Source organism: Rhodanobacter lindaniclasticus, assembly GCF_004799035.1.
Classification (GTDB): domain Bacteria; phylum Pseudomonadota; class Gammaproteobacteria; order Xanthomonadales; family Rhodanobacteraceae; genus Rhodanobacter; species Rhodanobacter lindaniclasticus.
The window spans coordinates 1-20,965 of record NZ_MWIO01000008.1; the positions used below are offsets into that span (position 1 = coordinate 1).

Annotated in this window: 27 protein-coding genes; 18 read left to right on the top strand and 9 right to left on the bottom strand. The window is 63.1% G+C overall.

Annotated features, from left to right (window positions below):
• A partial coding sequence (locus B1991_RS02235; RefSeq protein ID WP_136257084.1) for an SseB family protein occupies positions 1 to 581 on the bottom strand: 581 nt, incomplete at its 3' end.
• 95 nt (positions 582 to 676) lie between these two features.
• Positions 677 to 1,042, bottom strand: a complete 366-nt coding sequence (locus B1991_RS02240) for a hypothetical protein (protein WP_136257085.1) — start codon at positions 1,040 to 1,042, stop codon at positions 677 to 679.
• A gap of 126 nt (positions 1,043 to 1,168) precedes the next feature.
• Here B1991_RS02240 and B1991_RS02245 point away from each other — a divergent pair, with 126 nt between their 5' ends.
• Positions 1,169 to 1,486: a helix-turn-helix domain-containing protein gene (locus B1991_RS02245; RefSeq protein WP_136257086.1), complete on the top strand. Its 318-nt coding sequence runs from the start codon at positions 1,169 to 1,171 to the stop codon at positions 1,484 to 1,486.
• Between the two features lie 242 nt (positions 1,487 to 1,728).
• Here the strand turns inward: B1991_RS02245 and B1991_RS02250 are convergent, their stop codons facing one another.
• A complete protein-coding gene (locus B1991_RS02250; RefSeq protein WP_136257087.1) occupies positions 1,729 to 2,196 on the bottom strand; it encodes a hypothetical protein in 468 nt (155 codons plus the stop codon).
• Positions 2,197 to 2,541: 345 nt separating this feature from the next.
• Here B1991_RS02250 and B1991_RS02255 point away from each other — a divergent pair, with 345 nt between their 5' ends.
• From B1991_RS02255 to B1991_RS02275, 5 genes are all read left to right on the top strand, one after another.
• Positions 2,542 to 2,793 (top strand): hypothetical protein, encoded by a 252-nt coding sequence (locus B1991_RS02255; protein WP_136257088.1) that lies wholly within the window; start codon positions 2,542 to 2,544, stop codon positions 2,791 to 2,793.
• Positions 2,794 to 3,347: 554 nt separating this feature from the next.
• A complete protein-coding gene (locus B1991_RS02260) occupies positions 3,348 to 4,031 on the top strand; it encodes a hypothetical protein (protein ID WP_136257089.1) in 684 nt (227 codons plus the stop codon).
• Positions 4,021 to 5,892: a hypothetical protein gene (locus tag B1991_RS02265; protein ID WP_136257090.1), complete on the top strand. Its 1,872-nt coding sequence runs from the start codon at positions 4,021 to 4,023 to the stop codon at positions 5,890 to 5,892. The genes B1991_RS02260 and B1991_RS02265 overlap by 11 nt, the downstream gene beginning before the upstream one ends.
• A gap of 3 nt (positions 5,893 to 5,895) precedes the next feature.
• Positions 5,896 to 6,849: an AAA family ATPase gene (locus B1991_RS02270; protein WP_136257091.1), complete on the top strand. Its 954-nt coding sequence runs from the start codon at positions 5,896 to 5,898 to the stop codon at positions 6,847 to 6,849.
• Entirely contained in the window at positions 6,846 to 8,210 is a 1,365-nt protein-coding gene (locus B1991_RS02275) for a hypothetical protein (RefSeq protein ID WP_136257092.1), read from the top strand. The genes B1991_RS02270 and B1991_RS02275 overlap by 4 nt, the downstream gene beginning before the upstream one ends.
• A 226-nt stretch (positions 8,211 to 8,436) precedes the next feature.
• Here the strand turns inward: B1991_RS02275 and B1991_RS02280 are convergent, their stop codons facing one another.
• Positions 8,437 to 8,694: a hypothetical protein gene (locus tag B1991_RS02280; protein ID WP_136257093.1), complete on the bottom strand. Its 258-nt coding sequence runs from the start codon at positions 8,692 to 8,694 to the stop codon at positions 8,437 to 8,439.
• Between the two features lie 657 nt (positions 8,695 to 9,351).
• Between B1991_RS02280 and B1991_RS02285 the strand changes: the two genes are divergently transcribed.
• The 3 genes from B1991_RS02285 to B1991_RS02295 all read left to right on the top strand — a co-directional run bounded on the left by B1991_RS02285 (position 9,352) and on the right by B1991_RS02295 (position 10,830).
• Entirely contained in the window at positions 9,352 to 10,149 is a 798-nt protein-coding gene (locus B1991_RS02285) for a VC1465 family Xer recombination activation factor (RefSeq protein ID WP_281280518.1), read from the top strand.
• A complete protein-coding gene (locus B1991_RS02290; protein WP_136257095.1) occupies positions 10,149 to 10,472 on the top strand; it encodes an SEC-C metal-binding domain-containing protein in 324 nt (107 codons plus the stop codon). The genes B1991_RS02285 and B1991_RS02290 overlap by 1 nt, the downstream gene beginning before the upstream one ends.
• A gap of 85 nt (positions 10,473 to 10,557) precedes the next feature.
• Complete coding sequence (locus B1991_RS02295) at positions 10,558 to 10,830, top strand: ParB N-terminal domain-containing protein (RefSeq protein WP_136257096.1); 273 nt, start codon at positions 10,558 to 10,560, stop codon at positions 10,828 to 10,830.
• A gap of 61 nt (positions 10,831 to 10,891) precedes the next feature.
• Here the strand turns inward: B1991_RS02295 and B1991_RS02300 are convergent, their stop codons facing one another.
• Positions 10,892 to 11,656 carry an SDR family oxidoreductase gene (locus B1991_RS02300; protein WP_136257097.1) on the bottom strand — a complete coding sequence of 255 codons (765 nt, stop codon included), beginning with the start codon at positions 11,654 to 11,656 and terminating at the stop codon, positions 10,892 to 10,894.
• Between the two features lie 533 nt (positions 11,657 to 12,189).
• Here B1991_RS02300 and B1991_RS02305 point away from each other — a divergent pair.
• Entirely contained in the window at positions 12,190 to 13,014 is an 825-nt protein-coding gene (locus B1991_RS02305; RefSeq protein WP_210772078.1) for an alpha/beta fold hydrolase, read from the top strand.
• Between the two features lie 162 nt (positions 13,015 to 13,176).
• Here the strand turns inward: B1991_RS02305 and B1991_RS02310 are convergent, their stop codons facing one another.
• Positions 13,177 to 13,938, bottom strand: a complete 762-nt coding sequence (locus B1991_RS02310; protein WP_168709560.1) for a sensor histidine kinase — start codon at positions 13,936 to 13,938, stop codon at positions 13,177 to 13,179.
• Positions 13,939 to 14,410: 472 nt separating this feature from the next.
• Here B1991_RS02310 and B1991_RS18580 point away from each other — a divergent pair, with 472 nt between their 5' ends.
• The 6 genes from B1991_RS18580 to B1991_RS02335 all read left to right on the top strand — a co-directional run bounded on the left by B1991_RS18580 (position 14,411) and on the right by B1991_RS02335 (position 17,604).
• Positions 14,411 to 14,548, top strand: coding sequence for a hypothetical protein (locus B1991_RS18580; protein ID WP_168709561.1), 138 nt, complete (start codon positions 14,411 to 14,413; stop codon positions 14,546 to 14,548).
• Positions 14,549 to 14,642: 94 nt separating this feature from the next.
• Positions 14,643 to 14,972, top strand: a complete 330-nt coding sequence (locus tag B1991_RS02315) for a hypothetical protein (RefSeq protein WP_136257100.1) — start codon at positions 14,643 to 14,645, stop codon at positions 14,970 to 14,972.
• Between the two features lie 47 nt (positions 14,973 to 15,019).
• Positions 15,020 to 15,292, top strand: coding sequence for an antitoxin Xre/MbcA/ParS toxin-binding domain-containing protein (locus B1991_RS02320; protein WP_136257101.1), 273 nt, complete (start codon positions 15,020 to 15,022; stop codon positions 15,290 to 15,292).
• A 126-nt stretch (positions 15,293 to 15,418) separates the two neighbouring features.
• Positions 15,419 to 16,717 carry a cytochrome b gene (locus B1991_RS02325; RefSeq protein ID WP_136257102.1) on the top strand — a complete coding sequence of 433 codons (1,299 nt, stop codon included), beginning with the start codon at positions 15,419 to 15,421 and terminating at the stop codon, positions 16,715 to 16,717.
• A gap of 174 nt (positions 16,718 to 16,891) precedes the next feature.
• Positions 16,892 to 17,284: a hypothetical protein gene (locus B1991_RS02330; RefSeq protein ID WP_136257103.1), complete on the top strand. Its 393-nt coding sequence runs from the start codon at positions 16,892 to 16,894 to the stop codon at positions 17,282 to 17,284.
• Positions 17,275 to 17,604 carry a hypothetical protein gene (locus B1991_RS02335; protein ID WP_136257104.1) on the top strand — a complete coding sequence of 110 codons (330 nt, stop codon included), beginning with the start codon at positions 17,275 to 17,277 and terminating at the stop codon, positions 17,602 to 17,604. The genes B1991_RS02330 and B1991_RS02335 overlap by 10 nt, the downstream gene beginning before the upstream one ends.
• A 40-nt stretch (positions 17,605 to 17,644) precedes the next feature.
• On the opposite strand, the gene B1991_RS02340 is transcribed toward B1991_RS02335, so the two are convergent.
• Both B1991_RS02340 and B1991_RS02345 read right to left on the bottom strand, forming a co-directional pair.
• Positions 17,645 to 18,070 (bottom strand): cupin domain-containing protein, encoded by a 426-nt coding sequence (locus B1991_RS02340; RefSeq protein WP_136257105.1) that lies wholly within the window; start codon positions 18,068 to 18,070, stop codon positions 17,645 to 17,647.
• A gap of 77 nt (positions 18,071 to 18,147) precedes the next feature.
• Positions 18,148 to 18,627 (bottom strand): carboxymuconolactone decarboxylase family protein, encoded by a 480-nt coding sequence (locus B1991_RS02345; protein ID WP_136257106.1) that lies wholly within the window; start codon positions 18,625 to 18,627, stop codon positions 18,148 to 18,150.
• A gap of 341 nt (positions 18,628 to 18,968) precedes the next feature.
• Between B1991_RS02345 and B1991_RS02350 the strand changes: the two genes are divergently transcribed.
• Together B1991_RS02350 and B1991_RS02355 are read left to right on the top strand one after the other, a co-directional pair.
• Positions 18,969 to 19,778, top strand: a complete 810-nt coding sequence (locus B1991_RS02350; RefSeq protein ID WP_136257107.1) for an SDR family oxidoreductase — start codon at positions 18,969 to 18,971, stop codon at positions 19,776 to 19,778.
• A gap of 123 nt (positions 19,779 to 19,901) precedes the next feature.
• Positions 19,902 to 20,396 (top strand): Ohr family peroxiredoxin, encoded by a 495-nt coding sequence (locus tag B1991_RS02355; RefSeq protein WP_136257108.1) that lies wholly within the window; start codon positions 19,902 to 19,904, stop codon positions 20,394 to 20,396.
• Between the two features lie 109 nt (positions 20,397 to 20,505).
• On the opposite strand, the gene B1991_RS02360 is transcribed toward B1991_RS02355, so the two are convergent.
• Positions 20,506 to 20,940, bottom strand: a complete 435-nt coding sequence (locus tag B1991_RS02360; protein ID WP_136257109.1) for a hypothetical protein — start codon at positions 20,938 to 20,940, stop codon at positions 20,506 to 20,508.
• Between the last annotated feature and the right edge of the window lie 25 nt (positions 20,941 to 20,965).

The following is a 20,965-nucleotide window of genomic DNA, read 5'->3' on the forward strand; positions in this document are numbered from 1 at the left end:
GCAGAATCGGGGTAGAACCCTGAATCGTCCGACCCGCGGTGGGCTTCCACCAGATAGGCGGCTCGCACGGAGGGCTCACGCTCGTAGAGACCGCGGAGCGCCAGCACCAAGGCATCCGTCGGCACGGATGGTAGGCACACTCCGACCTGCTCATTCGTCCCCAGCGTTTCCCTAGAAAAGACGCCAAGCGGGCGGCCTTCCAGGAGAGCGCCGATCTCCGGCGGATAGAACGTGAGCTGATCTCGGTTAGGGTTGAGTATCAGGGTTGCGCCGCGAGTCAGCTCAAAGAGCCGCCGCCCGGCCATGGCCACGATTATGACCTTGCCTGCGGCTGCCACTACCTCTGCTTGTTCCCGATCACTGAAAAACGGCAACACCGTCTGTCCGTTGTCGGGCCTGATGAACTGAACGAACCGGATGCGATCGGGCGGCGTAGGTCCGGTGGGAACGTGCGCATACACCGTGGCCTCCATCAGTGCCTTATAGAAGCGCTGTTCGGCATCCATGATATCCGTGGGATTCGAGGCGGCCCTCGCCGCTTCAAGCAACGCGTCAAGTGGTGATCTGGCTATCTTGGGCATGCGACGTTCGACGAAAGTTGGTTCGCGTCGGCGACGGGTGCGATCGGCACCCTACGAATTGTTCGACGCCGTATTGGCAGATCATTCCGACGAAGCTACCCGCCGGGTGGGCTCGTCAAGCGCCGGCGTCTTTCGCGGTTCGCGCGAAAGACGTCCTCGAAGCGGTCAATGAAGTCGTGCGCCGCACCGCGGAAGCGTAGCGCGTCGGCAGGTAAAGACACACCCAACTCGCGAGCGATGTCCATCGCGTACTTCACCTGGCTGTCGGTCGGCAGCTGCAGGTCGGGATCAAGGCATGCTGCGAGCGAATTCGCAAAACATTCTGACAAGCGCTCAACAAATGCGAGGTCGAACTCGTCGTGGCAGGCCCGCTCACGCTGCACGCCAAGCGCCTCCCCGAGCCGATCGTCCATCGGCACGGGGATGGACCACTGATCTTCGAACACCAGTTGCAGGAGCATGGACTGGTTTCCTATCGGTCGTAGGGTGGCCAAACGCTGAGGCTATCAACAAAACTACGAATATCGTAGTATCGGTGACGCGGCAAAGCAACGAATCTCGTAGCGGCTATCTTCCACGAGAATTCCATGTCGCGCCAAAGCGAACCGTCATCCATCTTCAGCAAGCGGCTGAGGCAAGCGCGTCAGGATGCCGGTCTATCCCAGAAGGATCTGGGCATCCTCGCCGGTCTGGACCCTTTCGTGGCTAGCACACGCATCAACCGATACGAGCAGGACGTCCATGCCCCGGATCAAGCGACGGCGAAGCGCCTGGCGAAAGCGCTTGGCGTGCCGCTGGCGTATCTCTACGCCGACAACGAACGGCTTGCTCGAATGATCCGTGCCTTCAGCGCGCTGGATGCCACTGAGCAAGATAGGCTTCTACAGGCCATTGAACACGCGTAAGTGCTCTCCCTTAGGCCTACTTGCCATTCAACAACCGGTCGAGAAAAGATGTGCGCTGCGGCGTTTTGTTTTGTTGCACCTCGTTCTTCTGTGGGCTGACGTAGTCCGCCAAGGACAACACCCCTCCGAAGAGGGGCACCGGACGGCGTCATAGTCGATTCGGCGCGTTTTCGAGCCTATCGCCGCGCTTCGAAACTATCCACGGCGGATCGCAAGCCCAGCGCCGGGGATACTCGACTTCTTCACGAAAATTCTTGCCAATCGATCTCGACACGCGCTGGGAGCCAATAGATATCCTTAGCCATCATGCTTTCGATGCACTGGATGAGCAGGCCCACATCAGGGCGCACCCAATCAATCCGAGCAATAGACGGTAGTAGCGCGTACAGAGCCGCCAGGTGCTGACAAAGGCGATCGTAGTCGAGACAAGCGAACGCTTCTCGAACCAGCGCCAATATCGCGATGAAGCCGAAAAAGTCACCACGCAGGGCGAGTGCCGCAGAATCCTCCCATTCCGTCGGCGAAGGTGCACCATCGTAGAGCATGATCCATCGTCTCTCGTTGTTGGGCTCCGTCACGAAAAATGGTGAGACCGTACCTCGAGCAGCGTTGGCGCTCAGACGGTTCGGCGTTAACAACGTCCCGACTGCGTGGACCCACTTCGTCCCAGGAATCGCCTGCTCGAATCGATTGACCCAGGTCTCGCTCACATACCGCTTTCCGCGCCTCCACTCGCTCAATAGTGTTCGCTTCAAGCCATCGCCACTTTGAGGTGATGCGTAGGCGTCGAATCGGTCGATGAACGCGTCTATCTTGGTGTCACCTGACGCCTGCCAAGCGTGCCGCACCCAAAGTCGGGTTGCCAGGATGCGTAGTTCTGTCCTCATCGCGCCTGCGCGCCAATATCACTGAAGTGTCGTGAAGTCTAGACCAATGTTTTGCAATGCGCGATGCACACCAAATCACGGGTCTCGATCCGAGCACTAGCAAGCCCTACCGTTGGGCCGACGTGTGACCAAGCACGCCCTACCAAGACTGCAGAAGACATTGCATAGATGGCCACTCAGACAGAGCGCGAAGCGGATCTCCGCACCCGATTCGGTGACGTACTGACACTGACAGACTTGGCCGTGGTGCTGAGGTACTCCAGCGTTGGCGCCATCCGCAAATCAAATAGCCGTGGTCAGTTGCCTGTGCAGCTCGTCAAGATGACGGGACGGCGAGGATGGTTCGCAACCGCCGAGGCGGTCGCGGAATATTTAGCTTCGCTCGAAGAGGCGCGCAAGCAGTCAAACCAGCCTGACTAACCGTCCCAACCCCCGAAGTCCTTAGCTCAAGCGCCTTGGTTGGGTTTCTACCCGCCCCGTAGATGCAGGAGGTCCCATCCGATGGATGCCTAGTCGATTTAGCCGCCAATCCCGCGCGCACAAAAAAGCCCACAGCGCGCCAACGCTACGGACTTTGATTTTGCTGGTACACGACTTGCCTGCAATTTAATGTGCGATCCCCTCCCTAGTCAAGCAACGGGCGCCCTTTCTTGGGCGGCCGCGGCTCCCCGCTGCCTGGTTTCGAACCAGGAAGTTGACTCACCCATTGGGAAAATTCGTGCCGCAAGAACTCCACGCATCTACACATCGTCGGCCTACCCAACTGCCGCGACGCGCTCCGTGGCGCCCACCGATCCTTCGTCGTAGCGGCTAGTCCTCGCTGCGCTAAAGCGCGCACCCCACCACCGACGCCTTCCATGACTGGGCTCATTGCCCAGCGGGCGCTCGTGTCTGGGACGCGCCTAACACCTCAGCCTGCACTCAATCGATCTGCCATCACCGGCAGGGTCGACGCATTCACTTGGAGAAAATTCATGTCATCGGCTGTCCTTCCATTCGATCCGCGGGCCCTCACCGCAAGCGAACTCAGCAATGAGGATGTGTACATCACCTATTCGCCAAAGGCCGCACGTGCCGTCTCGCTTGTCGGCATTACCCGCCTGGCCTTTTTTCTCAAAAACGAGTTTGACCCGGCGGCGGAAGCCGTGGTCGAGCGACCACGCAGCCTCGAGCTGTATTCAGGCCGTACCGTGGAACTCGACTTTTGGACACTCGGGACCGACGGCCGCGAAACCTTTTGGGCAGTCCAAGGCATCGAGGAATGCGAACGTGTCCAGGACGGCCTCCAGCCCAAGGACGCCACCGTTTGGGATCAGGCCGCCCATCGAGCAGGCCTTTCACTACGTTTCGTCTTTGAGCACGACCTGCAGCATCGAGCGCAATCCATCGCCAATTACCTGCGCCTTCTACCCCACATCCAAGCAGCGCGACGCCGTGCCGAGGTTCCCTCCATTGCTGGGAGGGTGAAGGAGCTGTTCTCTCCGGTCGTGACCTCACTCTCCTTCCAGCAAATTGAAGGGTCGTTGAGCCAAATCCCGGCAGATGTAGTGCGTATGGCTACGTGCACCTTGCTGCACGAGGGTTGGCTGGGGTTTCAGAAGGAGTTGCCGCTCAGCAGCCACAGTCGCCTGACGCGGGGGGCGAATGATGGCTACTGACGTCTCCGCTGCACAAATGGCGGATGCGCTCCATTGGAAGCGTCCGGATCAAAGGCTCGTCCTCGATCGCCATCAGGCGCAATTCCAGTCGCGCTGCGATGCCTTGCAGGCCTACATACTCGGCGCCTCGGTGCGTCACGCGGCGATAGACCACGGGGTCAACCGAGTGACACTCACCAGCGTGATCGCGAAGGCCTTTTCGGTCTCCCCAGATGGAGGACTGTACGGCTATCGGGCGTGCCTGCCCTGGGGTGCGCGCCAAACCTCGGAGATGGTTGCTTCCGTTCCAACCCAGGGTGCGCCCTATGCGCTCAAGTCCCTGTTAAAAGTACTCCCCGAAGTCCGGGATCTGACCGGCGCTTTCATTGCGCCCCTGCCGCCCGGACGACTGCCGCCCTCGTTCTGCCGGTTGATGCGAGAGATTCGCGGAATCGTCTCGAAACGCTTCGGCAACAACTGTTGGCCGCTGGGCCAGAAAGACAAGGGAAGACGGGCGTTTGCTCGCTACATCAGGGGCATGCGCAAAGACGCGCTCGTTGCCGGCAACCTCGACGCAACGACTTTGCCTGAGCCCAAGATCCAGTCGCTCAGCCAACTGTTTCATCGCCAACCGTACGACCGCTGTGAATTTGATGCCCACTGCAAAGATGTGCACTTCATGCTGGAAGTGCCCAACGCACGCGGGGAACCCATCAAGCTCAAGATTTCGAAAGTCTGGGTTCTGGTTGTCGTTGAGGTCGACTCCTCCGCTGTGTTGGCGTGGAAGATCGTCTTCGGGCGCGGATACACCGCTCTCGATGTCGCTCAATGTTATGCATCCTCCCTGCGCCCGTGGACTCCAAGGGCGCTTTGTGTTCCCGATTTGAACTACGAGCCGGGTGCGACCATGCCGCAGAACCTAGAGTTCGGGGCCATGAGTGGCCGGGTCACGGCGATGGACAACGCCTTGGCGCATAAGGCGAGCCTGCCCCTCGAAGCATGGGTGGGCAATTACGACGGCATCTTGCACTTGGGCAAACCGCACACGCCGGAGGGGAGGCCCGCGGTCGAGCACTTCTTCAACCGCCTGGAAATTGGTGCACTCCGCGATTTGCCCGGAGGCTACATCCCGACACGTCACCTCGGGAAAAAGGCCACGCCCGTATCCGAATGGCGAAGCACAGATCACCCCATCTCTTTCCAGGCACTGGAAGACGTCATGGACGTGATCATGACCAGCTACAACATCACGCCGTTGCCCGCTCGGCAAAATCGCAGTCCGATCGACATCCTTCTCAACTACCCCAATACCCCGCATTTCTGGCCGTCACCGCCGCACAACGAACTGGATGCCAAGGCACTGACCTCTGAAATTCGTACCGTCAGGTTTCGCGGCTCCCAGCGCCACAATAAACCCGTCCATGTGCGTTTTATGGGTGTCGTTTATCGCCACCCTACTCTCGACAAGAACTGGGACCTGTTGGGTAGTAACTACAAAGCCCAGATCGATCTCGAAGATTTGCGCACGCTGGTGCTCGTCGACAAATCGCTCAATCACGTGTGCACATTGACCGCGTCGTCGCCTTGGAACATCCATCGCCACGACATCACCACGCGCCGTCGCATTCTCAAGCTGAGCCGGAGTGGCGAACTGGAAATCCGGGGCGTGCACAGCGCGATTTCCGCCTACGCAGCCTTCACGCTCAAGAGCTGCCAAGAAGGCCGCGCGAACGCCGCTGATCAGATCGCTCGCCTGATGCAACTCACCACCAGTGGGGCGATAACCGTGTCGTTTTCCGACCCAGCCGCTCCTCAAGACGTGAAACCCTCCACGGAGACGCCGCTCACTGGCCGCGTTTCCTTTGACCACGTGAAGGACTGATCCATGAGCACGCATCCCATGTTCAAAGATGAAGGGCGTCCCGAAGTCGCCACCCGGCCGGCGATTCTCCTGGCCGAGGCGATTTTGATCGCGCTGGAGGATGGCTACCGAGGCATTCAAGTGGCCGGGCGGTCCGGAGACGGAAAATCCACCGCGTCCCGCTACCTTCGCTCGCACCCCAGTTGGCTCAAGCAGCCCACGCCGACCGCGTGGGTGAGCATGCCGCGGCGGAGTAACGGATCGGACAATGTCTTTTATAAGGTGATCCAAGGAGCGCTCAACCTTACGTCCCATCCACGGGCCGCAGCGATTGATCGCCTCTCTCACATCGTCGACCGGATCTCAGCCGAGTGCGAGCAGATGGCCGCCCGCCGATTCGTCCTGTTCATCGACGAAGCCCAGCGATTGAGCAAGGATGACTATGAGTACCTCGCCAATATAGACGACGGCGTAAGCCTGGACGGGTATCGGCTCTTCTGCGTGTTCGTCAACCAGTCGGATGACTCATCGGCTGAAAAGGATAACCGGCGCTGCCAGATCGATGACATGCCGCCGCACGTTGTCCGCCGTTTCTTTATGGCGGATCACACCTTTCGTGGCTTGGTCGGCATTGCTGAAATTGCGGAAGCGCTGGGTCGCTACGACGCCATGGAACACGAGGGTGTCCCGTTTAGCGCGTACTTCGCGCCTCAGGCGTACGAAAAGGGATGGCGCTTCGCCAGTGATGCACAGAAATTCGTGAAGGCCGTCGACGAGATCCGAAAGGAGGCCAATCTAAACGGCCAGAGTGACTTCCCGATGATGATTCTTGAACTGGCCGTCAAGCGCTTGCTGGTTCATATCGCAGGTGGCCAAGAGGCCTTTCGAGAGTTCTCCTACGAAAGCATCAAGGAGGCCATCACGCGCGCTGGCTACTTGAAATTGGAATTCTCTCGCGCGAGGCAGTTGCGCGGATGAATAGACACATTGCGGCACTTACCAAGATCCAAAGGCTTATCGGTGGCGATCTTGCACAGGTCCCCTACATCTCCTCTTTTGGGCGCGCCTACAGACTTTCACGGCTCAATGGCCTTTGGCTGACGCAATTGCCCGAAGTGCTCAAGACAACTTCCACGATTCAAGCAGGGCTCTGCGGCGGAATCGTTCCATGGAAAGAGATGGACGGCTGGGAGGCATCGCTTTGGGGTCGGGAGCATGACCTTCTTCCGCACCATTGGGAGGACTGGCATCCCTTTAGCGACAAATCCGAGGCTCACGCAGACTTTCTGCGTGGCTGCCGCCAGTGTCTTGCGTATGGATTCCACACCATGCTCCACCAGTTGCCGTGGATCGCGACCTGTCCGTGGCACGGAGACGGCCTTGTTAAAAATTGTACGTGTGGGCGCTCATTGCTACCGCACAAGGGGCGCAGTGCCGACTTCCGACTTCTTCACTGTCCTTGTGGGATTGATCACTACCAACGCAACAAAGCGCTACTCGGCATGCATCAGTGGCCGAAGGATCAGGTGACTCGCGCGATTCACGAGTATCTCAACTCTACGGGTCGAACAAGAAAGACGACTCGCCTTCTTCCCGCGGGTCGCCTCTATAAGAGGGAGGACTACAGGTTTGTCTCACAAAATGCCTTTCCTCGGGGCAGCGACGAGCTTTGCGCCTCCTCTCCATTCGCACGGTCTGGGTTCGACGAACACTCTATCGGGCATGCGACAAGCAACGAGGAAGTCGGAGCGATCCTGCGAACGTGGTGGCAGCCAACCTTCTTGCGACCAGGCCTCCCCTGTCCTGTCCTCAAGGAGCACTGCGATCAGGTCGTAGCGTACGGATTGGATGCCCGACGCCAGCTCGATGCGCTGAACTTCTCGGCGACCACTATTGAGGTGAGCTCGGCGAACATCTCTGTGCTTGGCTTTCCAATCCTGACAATCGACCCGGATCGGGTTCCTGCAGCTGCCGTCAACGCATCGGTCGCCAGCGCAAAAAGTGTCGGACGGCAGTTGCTACTTGCTGTCTATGCATCGCCGGAAGCAACCACGGGCGCGGATTGGCTAACACCGATGGATGAGCTCACATTGTGGGCGATGCAGTCGCGGTCAGCGAAGGTGCTTGCGCATGCCCTTTCGTATCTGACTTCGCTTTGTGCCATCGACAACATTCGCACCACAGTCGAGTACATCCGATCCGGGCGTGAGGAGCCCCACTTCGCACTGATTCTTGGCCAGCCGATCGCGCTGGTTTCGTTCGACCCTACGCTGCATATCCGTATCGGCTACCAGCTTCCTGTAACCACCACGCAAGGAACCACCTATGACTCTCTATGAACATCTGGATAGCCACAGCGAACGGACACGCGTCGCTATTGAGTCAGACCTAGCGAGGTACTGTTCGTGGTGCCAGCGGATGGAGGTGACGCCGATCCCAGCTTCCGAGGACCAAGTTGCGGCTTGGTTGGAGGATGCGATCGACGAAGGCCTTAAAGTCTCCACGATCAGGCGCCTCCTCTACAGCGTAGGGCAAGCGCATGAAGCCCGAGGATTCATCCCTCCGTCAAAGCAGCGATCGTGGAAGCCTCGTTGGGATCAACTCATGGCGAAGCTTGAGCTCAATGGACAGACTGAACGTTCGCAAGCCGACGAATTGAATGCGGTCAACGTCGCTAAGGTCTTGGCTACCCTCGGCGACTCTCTGCACGAACTTCGCGACGGTGCATTGCTGGCTCTGGCTCTCGACACGCTCTTCAAGCCATCGGAACTGGTCGAGCTTTGCCGGGAGCACATCATCGAATCCGCCGACGGGAGTGGCCAAGTTTGCTTCATACCTGAAAACGGTTCGGCATTTGCCTACTCCGATACGCGATGGATCTCGCCGGATACCCTGAGGCGAGTCCTTCGTTGGTGCGAAGCGGCGGGTATTCTGCACGGCCCGCTTGCTAGGCCAATCGGGGGACGGCGTAAGGGACCGAAAGACGCCTCGTCACTGGCTCTTAGATCGCAAGAGATCAGCCGCATCTTTCGTCGACGGGCTCAGGCGGCTGGCCTCATTGGGTACTTCACTGCCTACTCTCCCCGCGTTGGGGGTGCCATGGATTTGGCGCGTGCTGGAGCTACCGTAGAGCAAATCCGGACTACTGGCGGGTGGCGAAGCGCATTTGTCATCGATCGGAGCACGTCGGACCTTCGCGGAGCGACACCTGCGATGAGGTCACTCAAGCTGTTTCGCGAAAGCTAGCCGCCTTGGTCAACTCAGCGGCCAAAGTTTTTTGGTCGATTGAGTTCCATTGCATAAATTTCTTGGCATGCCGGCGCGCGTTGTATAAGTCTCTTGGCACGAGCGCGCGCTGGCATAACTTTCCTGGCACGGTCTGGTACCAAGCACAGCGATAGTCCGACACGTGTTTCTAAGTTTTTCAAGTAGTTACTGCGGCCTAAGTTTCTTGGCCGCATCCACCTGCGCCATTCGTGCCTGTTGAGCCGACTGCGGGCGGCGGAATACCTGGGCGTCTCGGTGCGCACCATCCGGCATTGGGACGCCGGCCGCAACCGGGTGCCGTGGTCGGCGGTGCGGCTGCTGCGGCTCGTCCGGTCCGGCCAGCTGGGCGGGCTGTTCGAGGAGTGGGAAGGCTGGACGATCAACCGGCTGGGCCTGCATTCACCGGACGGACGCACCTTCCGCGAGCGCGACATGCGCCAGCTGTGGCTGACCGTGACGCAAGCCGCCCTGTTCCGCGAGAGCTACCAGCGGGCCAGGTCCGGGGGTGTGGGGGCGCAGCCCCTGCGAGCCCGGGAGGGCGTCTCTCAGGCCGGCCGCGTGGCTGTCGATGCCGCGGTGTCCACCCCGGCCGCACCTGCCCCGCCGCCCACGATGGCGCCGCCGCTGTCCCGCCGAACCGCTCTTTCGACCTTTCCAGCGTCCCGCGCCGCCCCGGCGCAGCCCGCCGCCGGTACAGCCGCAGGCGCCGCCGGCGGGACCGCCGGGGCGGCTGGCCAGCTGGGGGATCGTGGAGCGACGGCGGATCAGTGCGGCGGCAGTGGACGTGGCGCCAAAGTGACGCCACAATGCCACCACGAAGCCGCCTTTCTCGGCGGCACTCTGGGGGCTTGCAATATGGAACAAACCGCGCCAGTATGCCATTCGTCCGCCCTGCCTCACGGCTCGGCGGACCTCCCGTGTGCTAACAGGGGAGGTAACAAACTGAACGGCCTGCAATCTGACGTCACTCTGACGCCACGGCAAGAGCCATCCTGCAAGGGGGTGGCGTGATGGCCAGGTCGACCACCCTGCGGCTCCCTGACCCGCTCAAGGCGGAAGCCACGGCCTACGCGGACGGCCTGGGCGTCTCGCTCAACGCGCTGTGCGCCGTCGCCCTGCGCGACTACCTGGACGCCCGCAAGCCGAAGCCTGCGGCCCTTCCTGCCAAGGTGGGGCCACAGGCCAAGGCGGAGCCTGCGCGCGCGTCTGCGGCCCTTCCCGGGGCATCGGGAGGTAGCCCGATGCGACCGATCACGAAGGTTGGCGCGAACCAGCCCTGCCCCTGCGGCAGCGGCCAGAAGTTCAAGCGGTGCCACGGGAAACCGGGCGCCTGACGAAGTGAGGCCCCCGACGCTGGCGAGCGAATGCGGGGGCCTCGGGTACCACACAACCGGGGCCGAAGCCCCAAGGGATGATGACATGATCGAGCGTGACGACAAGCCCTATCGCAGTAAGACGCTGCTCAGCGCGTACCGTGAACTTCTGGACCGTCTCAACCGGGAAAAGGCGAAGCCGGACTGTGACCTGGACCCGGAAGCGGTCGCCGGGATCACGGACTACCTGCTGGACAGAATCGACGCCTACCGGCCGTCGATCGGTGCCGGCGGGGCCGAAAAAAACCCGCCAGAAAATGCACAGTTTGCCACCCCGGAAAATCCCCGGAATAATGACGAAGCGACGGGGGCGAGATAATGGCGAGCAGGCGCGGTAAGGCTATACATTATGCGAAATTAGATCCCGGGTTTCGGAGCCCCTACCAGTCGGCACGAGCGTATTCGGACAGATCCCGCCAGGCCTCGAATCCCAGTGTGCCCCGTTCCGCGTCTGCATGAGGAAGGAGCACGGACTCGTCCAGCACCGCACCGAAATAGGTTGCGTCGGCCTTGGTCCTCACTTCGTAGGGTGCCTCTATGTCGAGGACGAATCGCTGGATGAGTTCGGACATGCGCGCTCGCTCCGGACCCGCGATCTCCAGCGATCCATTGAGAGGCGCGTCGACAGCGACCCGGGCGATCGTCGCCGCGACATCATCCGAAGCCACCGGTTCGATGAAGGCCGGCGAGAGATTGATGGTTTGCCCGCGAACGGCGTAGTTGACGATGTCCAGCAGGAACTCGAAGAACTGGGTCGCGTGAACGATGGTGAACGGAATGCCCGATGCCGCGATCAGGCGTTCCTGCAGCGACTTCCCCCGAAGATACGGGCTTGCGTCCAGACGGCCGGTTCCAACCACCGAAAGCGACACGTGGAGCTTTACCCCGGCGCGCTTTTCGGCAGCGAGGAGATTGATGATGGCGGTCCTGAAAAATTCGAAGGAGGCCATGTCGTCGAAGGTTGGCGAATTGGTGACGTCGACCACCACGTCAGCGCCGACCAGGCTCTCCGCCAGCCCCCTGCCGGTGATCAGGTCGACGCCGCTGGCCCGGGAGGCGGCCGACACGGCGTGACCCTGGCGGCGCAATCGCTCCACGATGTTGCGCCCCACCAATCCCCTGCCGCCCATGACGACGATGTTCATGTCTGCCTCCTCGGCTTGCGTGCCCCGATGCTAGGCAGCCGGGGTGTACCCCGGTAGAGCCACGACGGTAACGGCAGTGGTTCCGTGCATGCACCAGTGGCCCGCGCCGTCCCATGCCGCCCCGGTGCTCGTCACTTTCTGCTGCCGGCAAGATCGCGAGGCGGGTGGCCGCAGCTCTTCTTCATGCGGGGAATCCCGGCAACGTCGGCGCATGCCGGTCAGGCATGCCATGCCCGAAACGTCATTCGCGGCGTGATTGGTGAGCTTCCAGCAACACGATGGACACCCGCGCCTCTCTACCGGCTTGCCGGGCCCACGCCTAGCCTTGCGTGGGCCCCGATGGCATGGGCGTCCATCCACAGAGGAGTATCCCGATGCAAGACCCGGACGACATCGCACCCATCGATCCGCGCCGCCGGCAACTGATGGTTGCGGGCCTGCTCGCCGCGGCGGCGACCACCCTGCCCCTGCCGATGTCCATGGCCCGGGCAGCCCCGAGCGATCACCGACCCATCCGACAGAGAAACCACGACATGAACTCGATCACCACGAAGGACGGCACCGAAATCTTCTTCAAGGACTGGGGCTCCGGCCAGCCCATCGTCTTCCACCACGGCTGGCCCCTGTCCAGCGATGACTGGGATACGCAGATACTGTTCTTCCTCGATCACGGCTATCGCGTCATCGCGCACGACCGTCGCGGCCACGGCCGCTCGTCGCAGGGCATTACCGGCCACGACATGGATCATTACGCGGCCGACGCCGCGGCGGTGGTCGAGCACCTCGACCTGCATGACGCCATCCATGTCGGTCACTCCACCGGCGGCGGCGAAGCAACGCGTTACGTCGCTCGCCACGGCGCCGGCCGCGTCGCCAAACTGGTGCTGATGAACGCCGTGCCGCCACTGATGCTGAAGACGGCCGCCAACCCCGGCGGCCTGCCGAGGGAAGTGTTCGACGGCCTGCGCGCTGCGCTGGCCAGCAACCGCTCGCAGTTCTATCGCGACCTCGCCTCGGGACCGTTCTACGGTTTCAACCGCCCGGGCGTGAAGACCATCCAGGGCTGCGTCGACAACTGGTGGCGCCAGGGCATGATGGGCGCAGCCAAGGCGCACTACGACGGTATCAAGGCCTTCTCGGAAACCGACTTCACCGAGGATCTCAAGGCCATCGATGTGCCCACCCTGGTGATGCACGGCGACGACGACCAGATCGTGCCGATCGCCGACTCCGCGCCGTTGTCGGCGAAACTGCTCAAGCACGCCACCCTGAAGGTCTACCCGGGCTATCCGCACGGCATGTTTGCCGTCCATCCGGACGTGATCAACCGCGACCTGCTGGCTTTCTTCCGCAGCTGAGCCTGTCGACGCCCCCTCCTTCGGCCCACGCAGTCGCGGAGGTCGGAGGTCGGGGCGATGCCCCGGGAAGACCGAAGAGCACCGGGAGTGCCAGCCGCGTCGTTGCCGCGCGGCGGGCACTCCTTGTTGACCCGTCGGGCGGGCAGCCCGTCCGCATCCGCGTCATGACCCAGGCGTGGACATGGGCAGTGCATTTGCGCCGCGCGGCGGGATCGGAAGCGTGCCGGTGGCGGAGCTCGGCATCGGGAGCCACAGCGTGAAACTCGCGCCGCTTCCCGGCCCTTGCGACTGCGCCTCCACCTTGCCGCCGTGGGCTTTCGCCAGCTCCTGCACCAGCGCCAGGCCGATGCCCATGCCCGGATGGCCGCCCTGGCCTCCACTCCGTTCCTGCCCGAACATCCGGAACACATGCGGGAGGAACTCCGCGGAGATTCCGCAGCCGTCATCGGTCACCGAAACCGTGGCGAACCCGTCGACGCTGGCGACCCGCACCTGGATGCAACCGCCCTGCCCGCTGAATTTCACCGCGTTGTCCAGCAGGTTCGACAGCATCTGTTCCAGCCGAACCCGGTCGGCCTTGCACCAGTGCCGGACCGATGTGTCGACGTCGACGCGCAGATCGCGATCCGGCGCCCCGATGGCCACGTCCGCGGCGACTGCATGGACCACCTCGTCGAGATCCACCATTTCCGGATCCAGCCGAAGCTTGCCGATGCGCATGCGCGAGAGGTCGAACAGGTCGTCGATGATGCGGGCCTGCCGGCGGATGGAATGGCGCATCGCGTGGCCGAGCTCCACCGCACCCTCGACATCCGGCTCGGCCATTTTCTCCAGCAGCCGACCGAGGTTCAGCAGGAGCACCGACAGTGGCTGCTTCAGTTCGTGCGAGACCATGGCAAGGCAGCGATCGCGGATCGCGTCCACGGCGGGGACTGGCGCCGGCCGTGCCTGGCGGTCGCGCGGCTTGTCGTGTGTCGGACCGGGGAACTGTGGACTCATGCGTGATGCCCTCGGATGGCGCCGCCCGCTGCGCGTCGATGATCTACGCGGCGTGAACTCCGGCACGGAGGTCGCATGGTAAGTACGCCGCGGCGGGACAAGTAGACGGCGCACGCTGACCACCGTGTTGTACGGCCGGCAACAGTGGCGCTGCACGTGCTTGTTGTCGCCGCGACAACACGATGCAGCCCCGCACGGATCTACCGCGGCCAGCCTCGGCGATGAAAAATCGAATCCGCTTCCTCCCCACGGCAACGGAGATGACGGGTGTCAGATCGTCGAGGCGGCTGTAACGGGTCGTGCACTTTCCACCCGTTCGTGCACGGGACAACCCACCTTGGTGCGGTGTCCCCGCGGATAGCCAATCAGCCACACGACGACGCCGTGGGCAGGAAGCATGAACCGCTTTGCCGAACCCCGACGCGAGGCCTCCGCCATCGCGTTGCCCGCGAACCTGCGCCAAGGAGCAACGAGCGTGATCCAGCCCGACTGCGGGGAAACCATGCTTCTGCTCGGCGTGCGTCTGCCGCCATGAACAGCGTGCAGCCCGTGACAAACCTGGCCGCACCGATTGGACGTCTGGAAGTCCGGACGACCTTGATCCCCGTTCCCTGCAGGAGGTCGCCACCATGACCACAGCCACCTCGGCCCGTCGCCGGGCCGCCCCTTCGCTTCGCTCGCTGGTCGACGCGGCCTACCACGCCGACCCGGCGGACCGGCTGATCGCACCCGTTGGCGACAGCAGCTACAGCACCATCTTCAACCTGATCCCGACGACCCTGGCGGTGTTGCGGGAAGCCGCCGGCATCGAGCCCGATCCTCAGGCGATGAAGCACTGGTACCGACAAGTGCCTATCGCGGAATTGGGATACCTCACCGCGGAGCAGCTGGTGGCGCTCGGGCGTACGGATGCGGTCATTTCCTTTCTCCGCTCCGTGCGCAGCGGCGCGCGCGACTGATCATGCGCCCCGTCCACCATCACTCCACTCACGAAACGGAAAGAGCGATGCGTACAGCGACCACGAAATTCCAGAACGTCGCCGGCGAGCTCGCGCGGCTGGCCGAGCTGCGCGAAGCGCTGGTGTCCAGCGCGTTCGAAGCCCTCGAGACCCGCCATCCCGAGCTCGCCAACGAGGTCAGGGAGTACATCGGCAGCAGGCAGCGTGCCGCCCACTGGATGTGCGCTCCCCAGCGCGCCAGCGGGGGAAGGATCCCCTACGACCTGCTGGCCGAAGGCGACGAGGACGGCCTCTGGGATCTGCTCGATGGCATCGCCTGAACGGGAAACGCAGCAGCATTCGTCGGCAATTGTTGCCCGACCGGCAACACGGCGAAGCCTGTGACGGATCTACCGCCAGTCGCCGCGCGCATCCAGCATTCCCGTCACCAGGGAGGCATTGCCACCATGAACGTCATCACCCGTATAGCGGACTGGATCGATGAGCGGGCGCCCGGCCTGCAGGCCATGTACCGCAAGCACATGAGCGAGTACTACGTGCCGAGGAATCTCAACCTCTGGTACTACTTCGGCGTGCTGAACATCGTGCTGCTGGCCAACCAGATCGTGACCGGGATCTTCCTGGCCATGAACTACAACCCCAGCGTGGCGCATGCGTTCGACTCGGTGCAGTACATCATGCGCGACGTGGAATGGGGCTGGCTGATCCGCTACATGCATTCCACCGGTGCATCGCTGTTCTTCGTCACCGTGTACCTGCACATGTTCCGCGGCATCATGTACGGCTCGTACAAGAAACCGCGCGAGCTGGTCTGGATACTCGGCTCGATCATCTTCCTGGCCTTGATGGCCGAAGCCTTCATGGGCTATGTGCTGCCGTGGGGCAACATGTCGTTCTGGGGCGCCAAGGTGATCGTGTCGCTGTTCGGCACGGTGCCTTTCATCGGTGATTCGCTGGTGCAGTGGATCATGGGCGATTTCCTCCCAGGCGATGCCACGCTCAACCGATTCTTCGCCCTGCATGTCATCGCGATACCCATCGCGCTGCTGTTGCTGGTGGTGCTGCACATCGCCGCGCTGCACGAGGTGGGTTCGAGCAATCCGGAGGGCATCGACGTCAAGCACGGTCCCAAGGGCAATCGCTGGGGCCCGAACGTGCCGGTCGACACCATCCCGTTCCATCCCTACGACACGGTGGAGGACATCCTGAGCGTCTCCTTCTTCCTGATCGTCGCGGCTTTCATCGTGTTCTTCGCACCGACCATGGGCGGCTGGTTTCTCGAACACGACAATTTCATCCCGGCCAACAACCTGGCCACGCCCTCGCACATCAAGCCGAGCTGGTACTTCACGCCGTTCTACGCGATCGTGCGCATGATCCCCTCGTTCCTCGGCACGGCGTTCTGGGGCGTGCTCGGCATGTTCAGCGCCATCGTGCTGCTCCCGCTGCTGCCCTGGATCGATCGGGGCGAGGTCCGCTCGGTGCGCTATCGGGGTCGCGGTTTCCGGGTGGCCCTGGTGGTGCTCGCCTGTTCCTTCCTCGGCCTGGGATTGAGCGGCGCAGGCGTGATTGCCGAACTCATCCAGGCGTGGTTCCCGCATGCGGATGTCACCACCTGGGACAATGCGTTCGGACGCCTGATGGTGCTGGGCTATTTCGGCTACTTCGTCTTCCTGTGGTTCTACACGCGTTTCGGCCACGAGAAGACCAGGCCGGTACCGGACCGGCTTCCACCCGGGCACTGAGGAAACGGCGAGACACCCCGTGTCTCGGATGGCAATCCCGCAACGCCACATCGGTGCGCCGTCATCACCGCGATGATTCGCCCCGCACGGCTGCCGCCGCGGCGCGGCCTCGCCGATGCTTTCAACGGGAGCACCTGCACCCGGTCCGCCTCATCACCGCAGCGAGGAATCATCATGCGTCCCCAGCTCATTGCCATCACCTGCCTGCTGGCCCTGCCCGTCGCGGCCTGCGCGGCCCACGTTGAATCGATCTCCCGCCTCGCTGCCGGGCCCGGCAACATCCTCTTCTTCGCCGACTGGAAGGAAGCGAAGATCCACGCGATCGAACTTCCGCCGGCGCCGCCCAAGCCGGCCGGCACGGCGTTCAACATCCTGGACCTGGAAACCCTGCTTTCGAAACAGGTCGGTGGCGCCAGGGTGTCCGTCGAGGACATGGCGGTGCGCCCCGAAACGACAAGCTGCCCGTCAAGCGCTGGCACGTCGGGCCCGTGGATGCGCACGGGCCGGCGCCGTCCGCGTGGCGACTGTCCACCGTGTCCGCCGCATCCCGGCAACCGGTGCGCGTGAAGCTGGATGCCCCGATCGACGGTCGCGACGCGGATTACCTTGCCGTGGTCGACCGCCGTGATCGCCTGGTGGAAGGCCATGCGAAGCTGGAGAACGGCGAAACCGCCTGGGCCTTCGTCCCGGCCGGGCCATGGCAACCGGGGACGTACCGGCTCGCCGTGCACGGCACCCTGGAGGATGCCGCCGGCAATCGGGTCAACGGTCGTTTCGAAATGCCGATGGGCACGGTGCCGAAGCAGGTAGTCGATGTCTTCTTGGTGTTCCACGTCGTCCCGTCGCTATCGCCGGAACCGACCGCATCCTCCCACGTGGCACGCTGAGGCGGCCGCATGCGGCCGCCTCTTTCCCTGCCCGGCCAGGTCAATCCACCGGGGTCAATACGGGTGCGTTCTCGTTCTTCAGCAGCACGACCACGAACTTGGCCGGCTTGGTGAGGCTGGCATTGCGCCCGACGGTATGGATGTCGTTCGGGCCTTCGTAGAACGTCTGCCCGGGCGTCAGGGTCACCTCCTTGCCGCCGTTCAGCCCCATCACGATCGAGCCCTCGAGCACGTAGACGAACGCATGGGCATTGTGGCGGTGCACCGGATCGACGGAGCCGGGCGGATAGGTGACCGTGATCATCTCGGCCTGCTTGCCCGGATAGTCGGGAAGCGCCTTGGTCATCAAGGCGGTGACCTCGGCGGAAGGCGGGTGCGCGGGGCCGTGCGTCGGCGCCGGCGAATGTGCGAGGCCCGCGCCGGACACGAGCAGGCCAAGCAGCCCCAGAGTCTTGATTGCGCGCATGGTTGTCTCCTTGCAGTTGACGGTTGTTGTCGAAGGCGACGCGGCAACAGACAGGCCGCTGGCGCGTCGCATGCGGGTCAGGCCAGGCCGGCCTTGTCGAGGCCGAGCGCCTTGTCGAACGATCCGGGAACGCTTCTGAAACCCACGTTGATGCGGTTCCAGGCATTGATCGCCATCACCGCATAAGTCAGGTCGGTGATCTCCTTCTCCGACAACTGCGTGCGCACGCGCTCGTAGACCTCGTCGGAGACGCCCTGCGGCGACAGTTGCGTGAGCGCCTCGGTCCACGCCAGTGCAGCGCGTTCGCGGGGCGAGAACAGGGTCGACTCGCGCCAGATGGCAAGGTGGTGCAGGCGCAGCGGCCGTTCGCCGTGCATCACCGCCTGCTTGACGTGCATGTCCACGCAGAAGCCGCACCCGTTGATCTGCGATGCGCGGATGTCGACCAGGTCGCAGATGGATTCCTCGATGCTGGACTGCTTGACCAGGTTGTTCACGGCAACCAGCCCGCGGAAGAGCTCCGGGGCCTGTTTCTGGTAATCGATGCGTTGGGTCACGGTTCTGTCCTCTTTGAATTTGCTGTTGTCCCCAGATCGGCTGAGGCGCCGCTTGCACGCAACGGCGTGACGGATTTCAGCCTAGGCGCGGCCTGCCGCGACCGGTAGTCGCCCCGGCAGACTCTCGGTGTTGCTTTCGGCGCATCAATGAAGCGACTAGTGCACACGGAATCGGCTCGACCGGCGGTGGCCATGCCCGCGCCCGACGGCTTGGCCCACGTCGGCGATTGGTGCGTTCGGGGAAACATGCTGCTGCCGATGCGCCATCTATCGGGCAACCGTGCAGGGCCCCTAGGATGGCGACAAGGCGCTCGATGCGCGGTCAGGACAAGAGACTCATCATGAAAATCATCGTCATTGGCGGCACCGGACTGATCGGAAGCAAGGTGGTGGAGCGCCTGCGCAAACACGGCCACGAAGTGATTGCCGCCGCGCCATCGTCCGGGGTCAACACGATTACCGGGGAAGGTCTCGACGCCGCCATGAGCGGCGTGCACACGGTGATCGACCTGGCCAACTCGCCCTCGTTCGAGGACCGGGCCGTGCTCGACTTCTTCGAGACCTCCGGACGCAACCTGTTCGCCGCGGAACACAAGGCAGGCGTGCAGCACCATGTGGCCTTGTCGGTAGTGGGCACCGGCCGCCCGGCGTTCTCGACCAGCGGCTACATCCGCGCCAAGATGGCCCAGGAGGCGCTGGTGCGCGCATCCGGCATTCCCTGCACCATCGTGCGCTCCACCCAGTTCTTCGAGTTCCTGAACGGCATCGCCAACGAGGGCGCGGGCGATCGGGAGATCCACCTCTCGACCGGCCTGATGCAGCCGATCGCCTCCGATGACGTGGCCGATGCGGTGACCGACTACGCCCGCGGCAAACCGCGCAATGACGTGGTGGAGATCGCCGGACCGGACAAGGCGCCTTTGGCGGAATGGGTCCAGCGCTTCCTCGCCGCCATCGGTGACCCACGACAGGTCGTCGCGGATCCCGCCGCCCCGTACTTCGGCGCCCGCCTGGAGCAGGACACCTTGCTGCCCACCGATGCGGCGCGCATCGGCAAGCTGGATTTCCATGCCTGGCTCAGCCGTTCGGCCTACGCCGACCGTCTGGCAGTCGCGCCAGGCGCAACGACTGGCCACGCAGCTGCGCACTGACCGGCGGTCCGCCGCAAACCATGTGCATCACCAGAAGTCCGGACCGGCCGCCGCTGGCGCCTGTCCGGGCTTCTCCGCGCATCCCACCCGCCCACCATCCGCACCACTACACGAGCTTCGTCCATGGTCAAGCCGCAACCCCCGCCCGTTTCCCTGCTCGACAAGCATTTCGGAACGGAATTTCTGCCGCTCTATACCGGAACCGTCCGCGTCAACGGCGGCGAAGCGAAGCACGGCCGCGCATCCGGCGTGGCCCGCTCCGACGACGGCATGCTCGACGTGCAGCTGCGCATGCCTGCGGAACTGGGCGGCTCCGGTGGCGGGACCAACCCGGAGCAGTTGTTCGCCGCCGCCTTTGCCGGCTGCTTCCACGGTGCGTTGAGCCTGCTTGCCGCACGCGCGAGCGTACCGATCCCCGATGCCGAGGTCGTGGCCAGGGTCACCTTCGGCAGGGATCCGGTCGATGGCTTGTTCATGCTGTCGGCGGACATCCGCATCCATCTTCCCGGTGTCGACCGGGCGATCGCCGCCGAGCTGGTGCGCAATACCGAGCGCCTTTGCCCGTACGCGAAGATGGCGCGCGCGGGGATCGAGTGCGTGGTTTCGCTAGAGCCCTGAGCGACATCCGGGCAGCAAGGTGCAGGCCATGCGGAACCTCGCCGCATGCGTGATCCGGAATCGCGGGGTGCGCTCGCCCGGACCGCGCGAGCGCCGGCTTGCCTGCTGCCTACTTCGTGCGCGGCGGCAGGAATCCCCTGGCGGTGGCCAGGTCCGGCCACGGCATGACCGTCTCACCGGCAACCTTCCACGCGCCGGCGACCTTGCGCAGGCGCAGTTCGTAAAGTGCCGGGTCGGCCTGATCGCTCATCCGCCGATACAGCACGGCAGTCGCGTGGTCGCCCTGCTCTTCGACATGCAGGACGCGCTTTTCGGTCGACAGAGGCGGTTCGCCGGCGTCGCGGCGGCTCCTGAACTCGCCCAGCATTTCCGCCTTCGAGAAACGCGCGATGTCTCCCTCGGGGGTGAGCACGAGAAAGCCGAGGTCATCCACGTAGAGGTCCTCCATTTCCTCCATGCGATAGTGGCTGCCGGTGTCGGCCAGCCGCTCGATGAAGTCGAGGATCTCCGGGTTGCGCGGGGTCGTGTGCTGCGAGGTTGTCATGATGTTTCCTGCCTTGTGTTCGGGG

Excerpts from the sequence above, each read along its gene's own strand:
- B1991_RS02240 (WP_136257085.1), bottom strand. The coding sequence starts at position 1,042 with ATGCTCCTGCAACTGGTGTTCGAAGATCAGTGGTCCATCCCCGTGCCG.
- B1991_RS02245 (WP_136257086.1), top strand. The coding sequence starts at position 1,169 with ATGTCGCGCCAAAGCGAACCGTCATCCATCTTCAGCAAGCGGCTGAGG.
- B1991_RS02255 (WP_136257088.1), top strand. The coding sequence starts at position 2,542 with ATGGCCACTCAGACAGAGCGCGAAGCGGATCTCCGCACCCGATTCGGT.
- B1991_RS02260 (WP_136257089.1), top strand. The coding sequence starts at position 3,348 with ATGTCATCGGCTGTCCTTCCATTCGATCCGCGGGCCCTCACCGCAAGC.
- B1991_RS02265 (WP_136257090.1), top strand. The coding sequence starts at position 4,021 with ATGGCTACTGACGTCTCCGCTGCACAAATGGCGGATGCGCTCCATTGG.
- B1991_RS02270 (WP_136257091.1), top strand. The coding sequence starts at position 5,896 with ATGAGCACGCATCCCATGTTCAAAGATGAAGGGCGTCCCGAAGTCGCC.
- B1991_RS02275 (WP_136257092.1), top strand. The coding sequence starts at position 6,846 with ATGAATAGACACATTGCGGCACTTACCAAGATCCAAAGGCTTATCGGT.
- B1991_RS02290 (WP_136257095.1), top strand. The coding sequence starts at position 10,149 with ATGGCCAGGTCGACCACCCTGCGGCTCCCTGACCCGCTCAAGGCGGAA.
- B1991_RS02295 (WP_136257096.1), top strand. The coding sequence starts at position 10,558 with ATGATCGAGCGTGACGACAAGCCCTATCGCAGTAAGACGCTGCTCAGC.
- B1991_RS02300 (WP_136257097.1), bottom strand. The coding sequence starts at position 11,656 with ATGAACATCGTCGTCATGGGCGGCAGGGGATTGGTGGGGCGCAACATC.
- B1991_RS02305 (WP_210772078.1), top strand. The coding sequence starts at position 12,190 with ATGAACTCGATCACCACGAAGGACGGCACCGAAATCTTCTTCAAGGAC.
- B1991_RS18580 (WP_168709561.1), top strand. The coding sequence starts at position 14,411 with ATGAACCGCTTTGCCGAACCCCGACGCGAGGCCTCCGCCATCGCGTTG.
- B1991_RS02315 (WP_136257100.1), top strand. The coding sequence starts at position 14,643 with ATGACCACAGCCACCTCGGCCCGTCGCCGGGCCGCCCCTTCGCTTCGC.
- B1991_RS02320 (WP_136257101.1), top strand. The coding sequence starts at position 15,020 with ATGCGTACAGCGACCACGAAATTCCAGAACGTCGCCGGCGAGCTCGCG.
- B1991_RS02325 (WP_136257102.1), top strand. The coding sequence starts at position 15,419 with ATGAACGTCATCACCCGTATAGCGGACTGGATCGATGAGCGGGCGCCC.
- B1991_RS02330 (WP_136257103.1), top strand. The coding sequence starts at position 16,892 with ATGCGTCCCCAGCTCATTGCCATCACCTGCCTGCTGGCCCTGCCCGTC.
- B1991_RS02340 (WP_136257105.1), bottom strand. The coding sequence starts at position 18,070 with ATGCGCGCAATCAAGACTCTGGGGCTGCTTGGCCTGCTCGTGTCCGGC.
- B1991_RS02350 (WP_136257107.1), top strand. The coding sequence starts at position 18,969 with ATGAAAATCATCGTCATTGGCGGCACCGGACTGATCGGAAGCAAGGTG.
- B1991_RS02355 (WP_136257108.1), top strand. The coding sequence starts at position 19,902 with ATGGTCAAGCCGCAACCCCCGCCCGTTTCCCTGCTCGACAAGCATTTC.
- B1991_RS02360 (WP_136257109.1), bottom strand. The coding sequence starts at position 20,940 with ATGACAACCTCGCAGCACACGACCCCGCGCAACCCGGAGATCCTCGAC.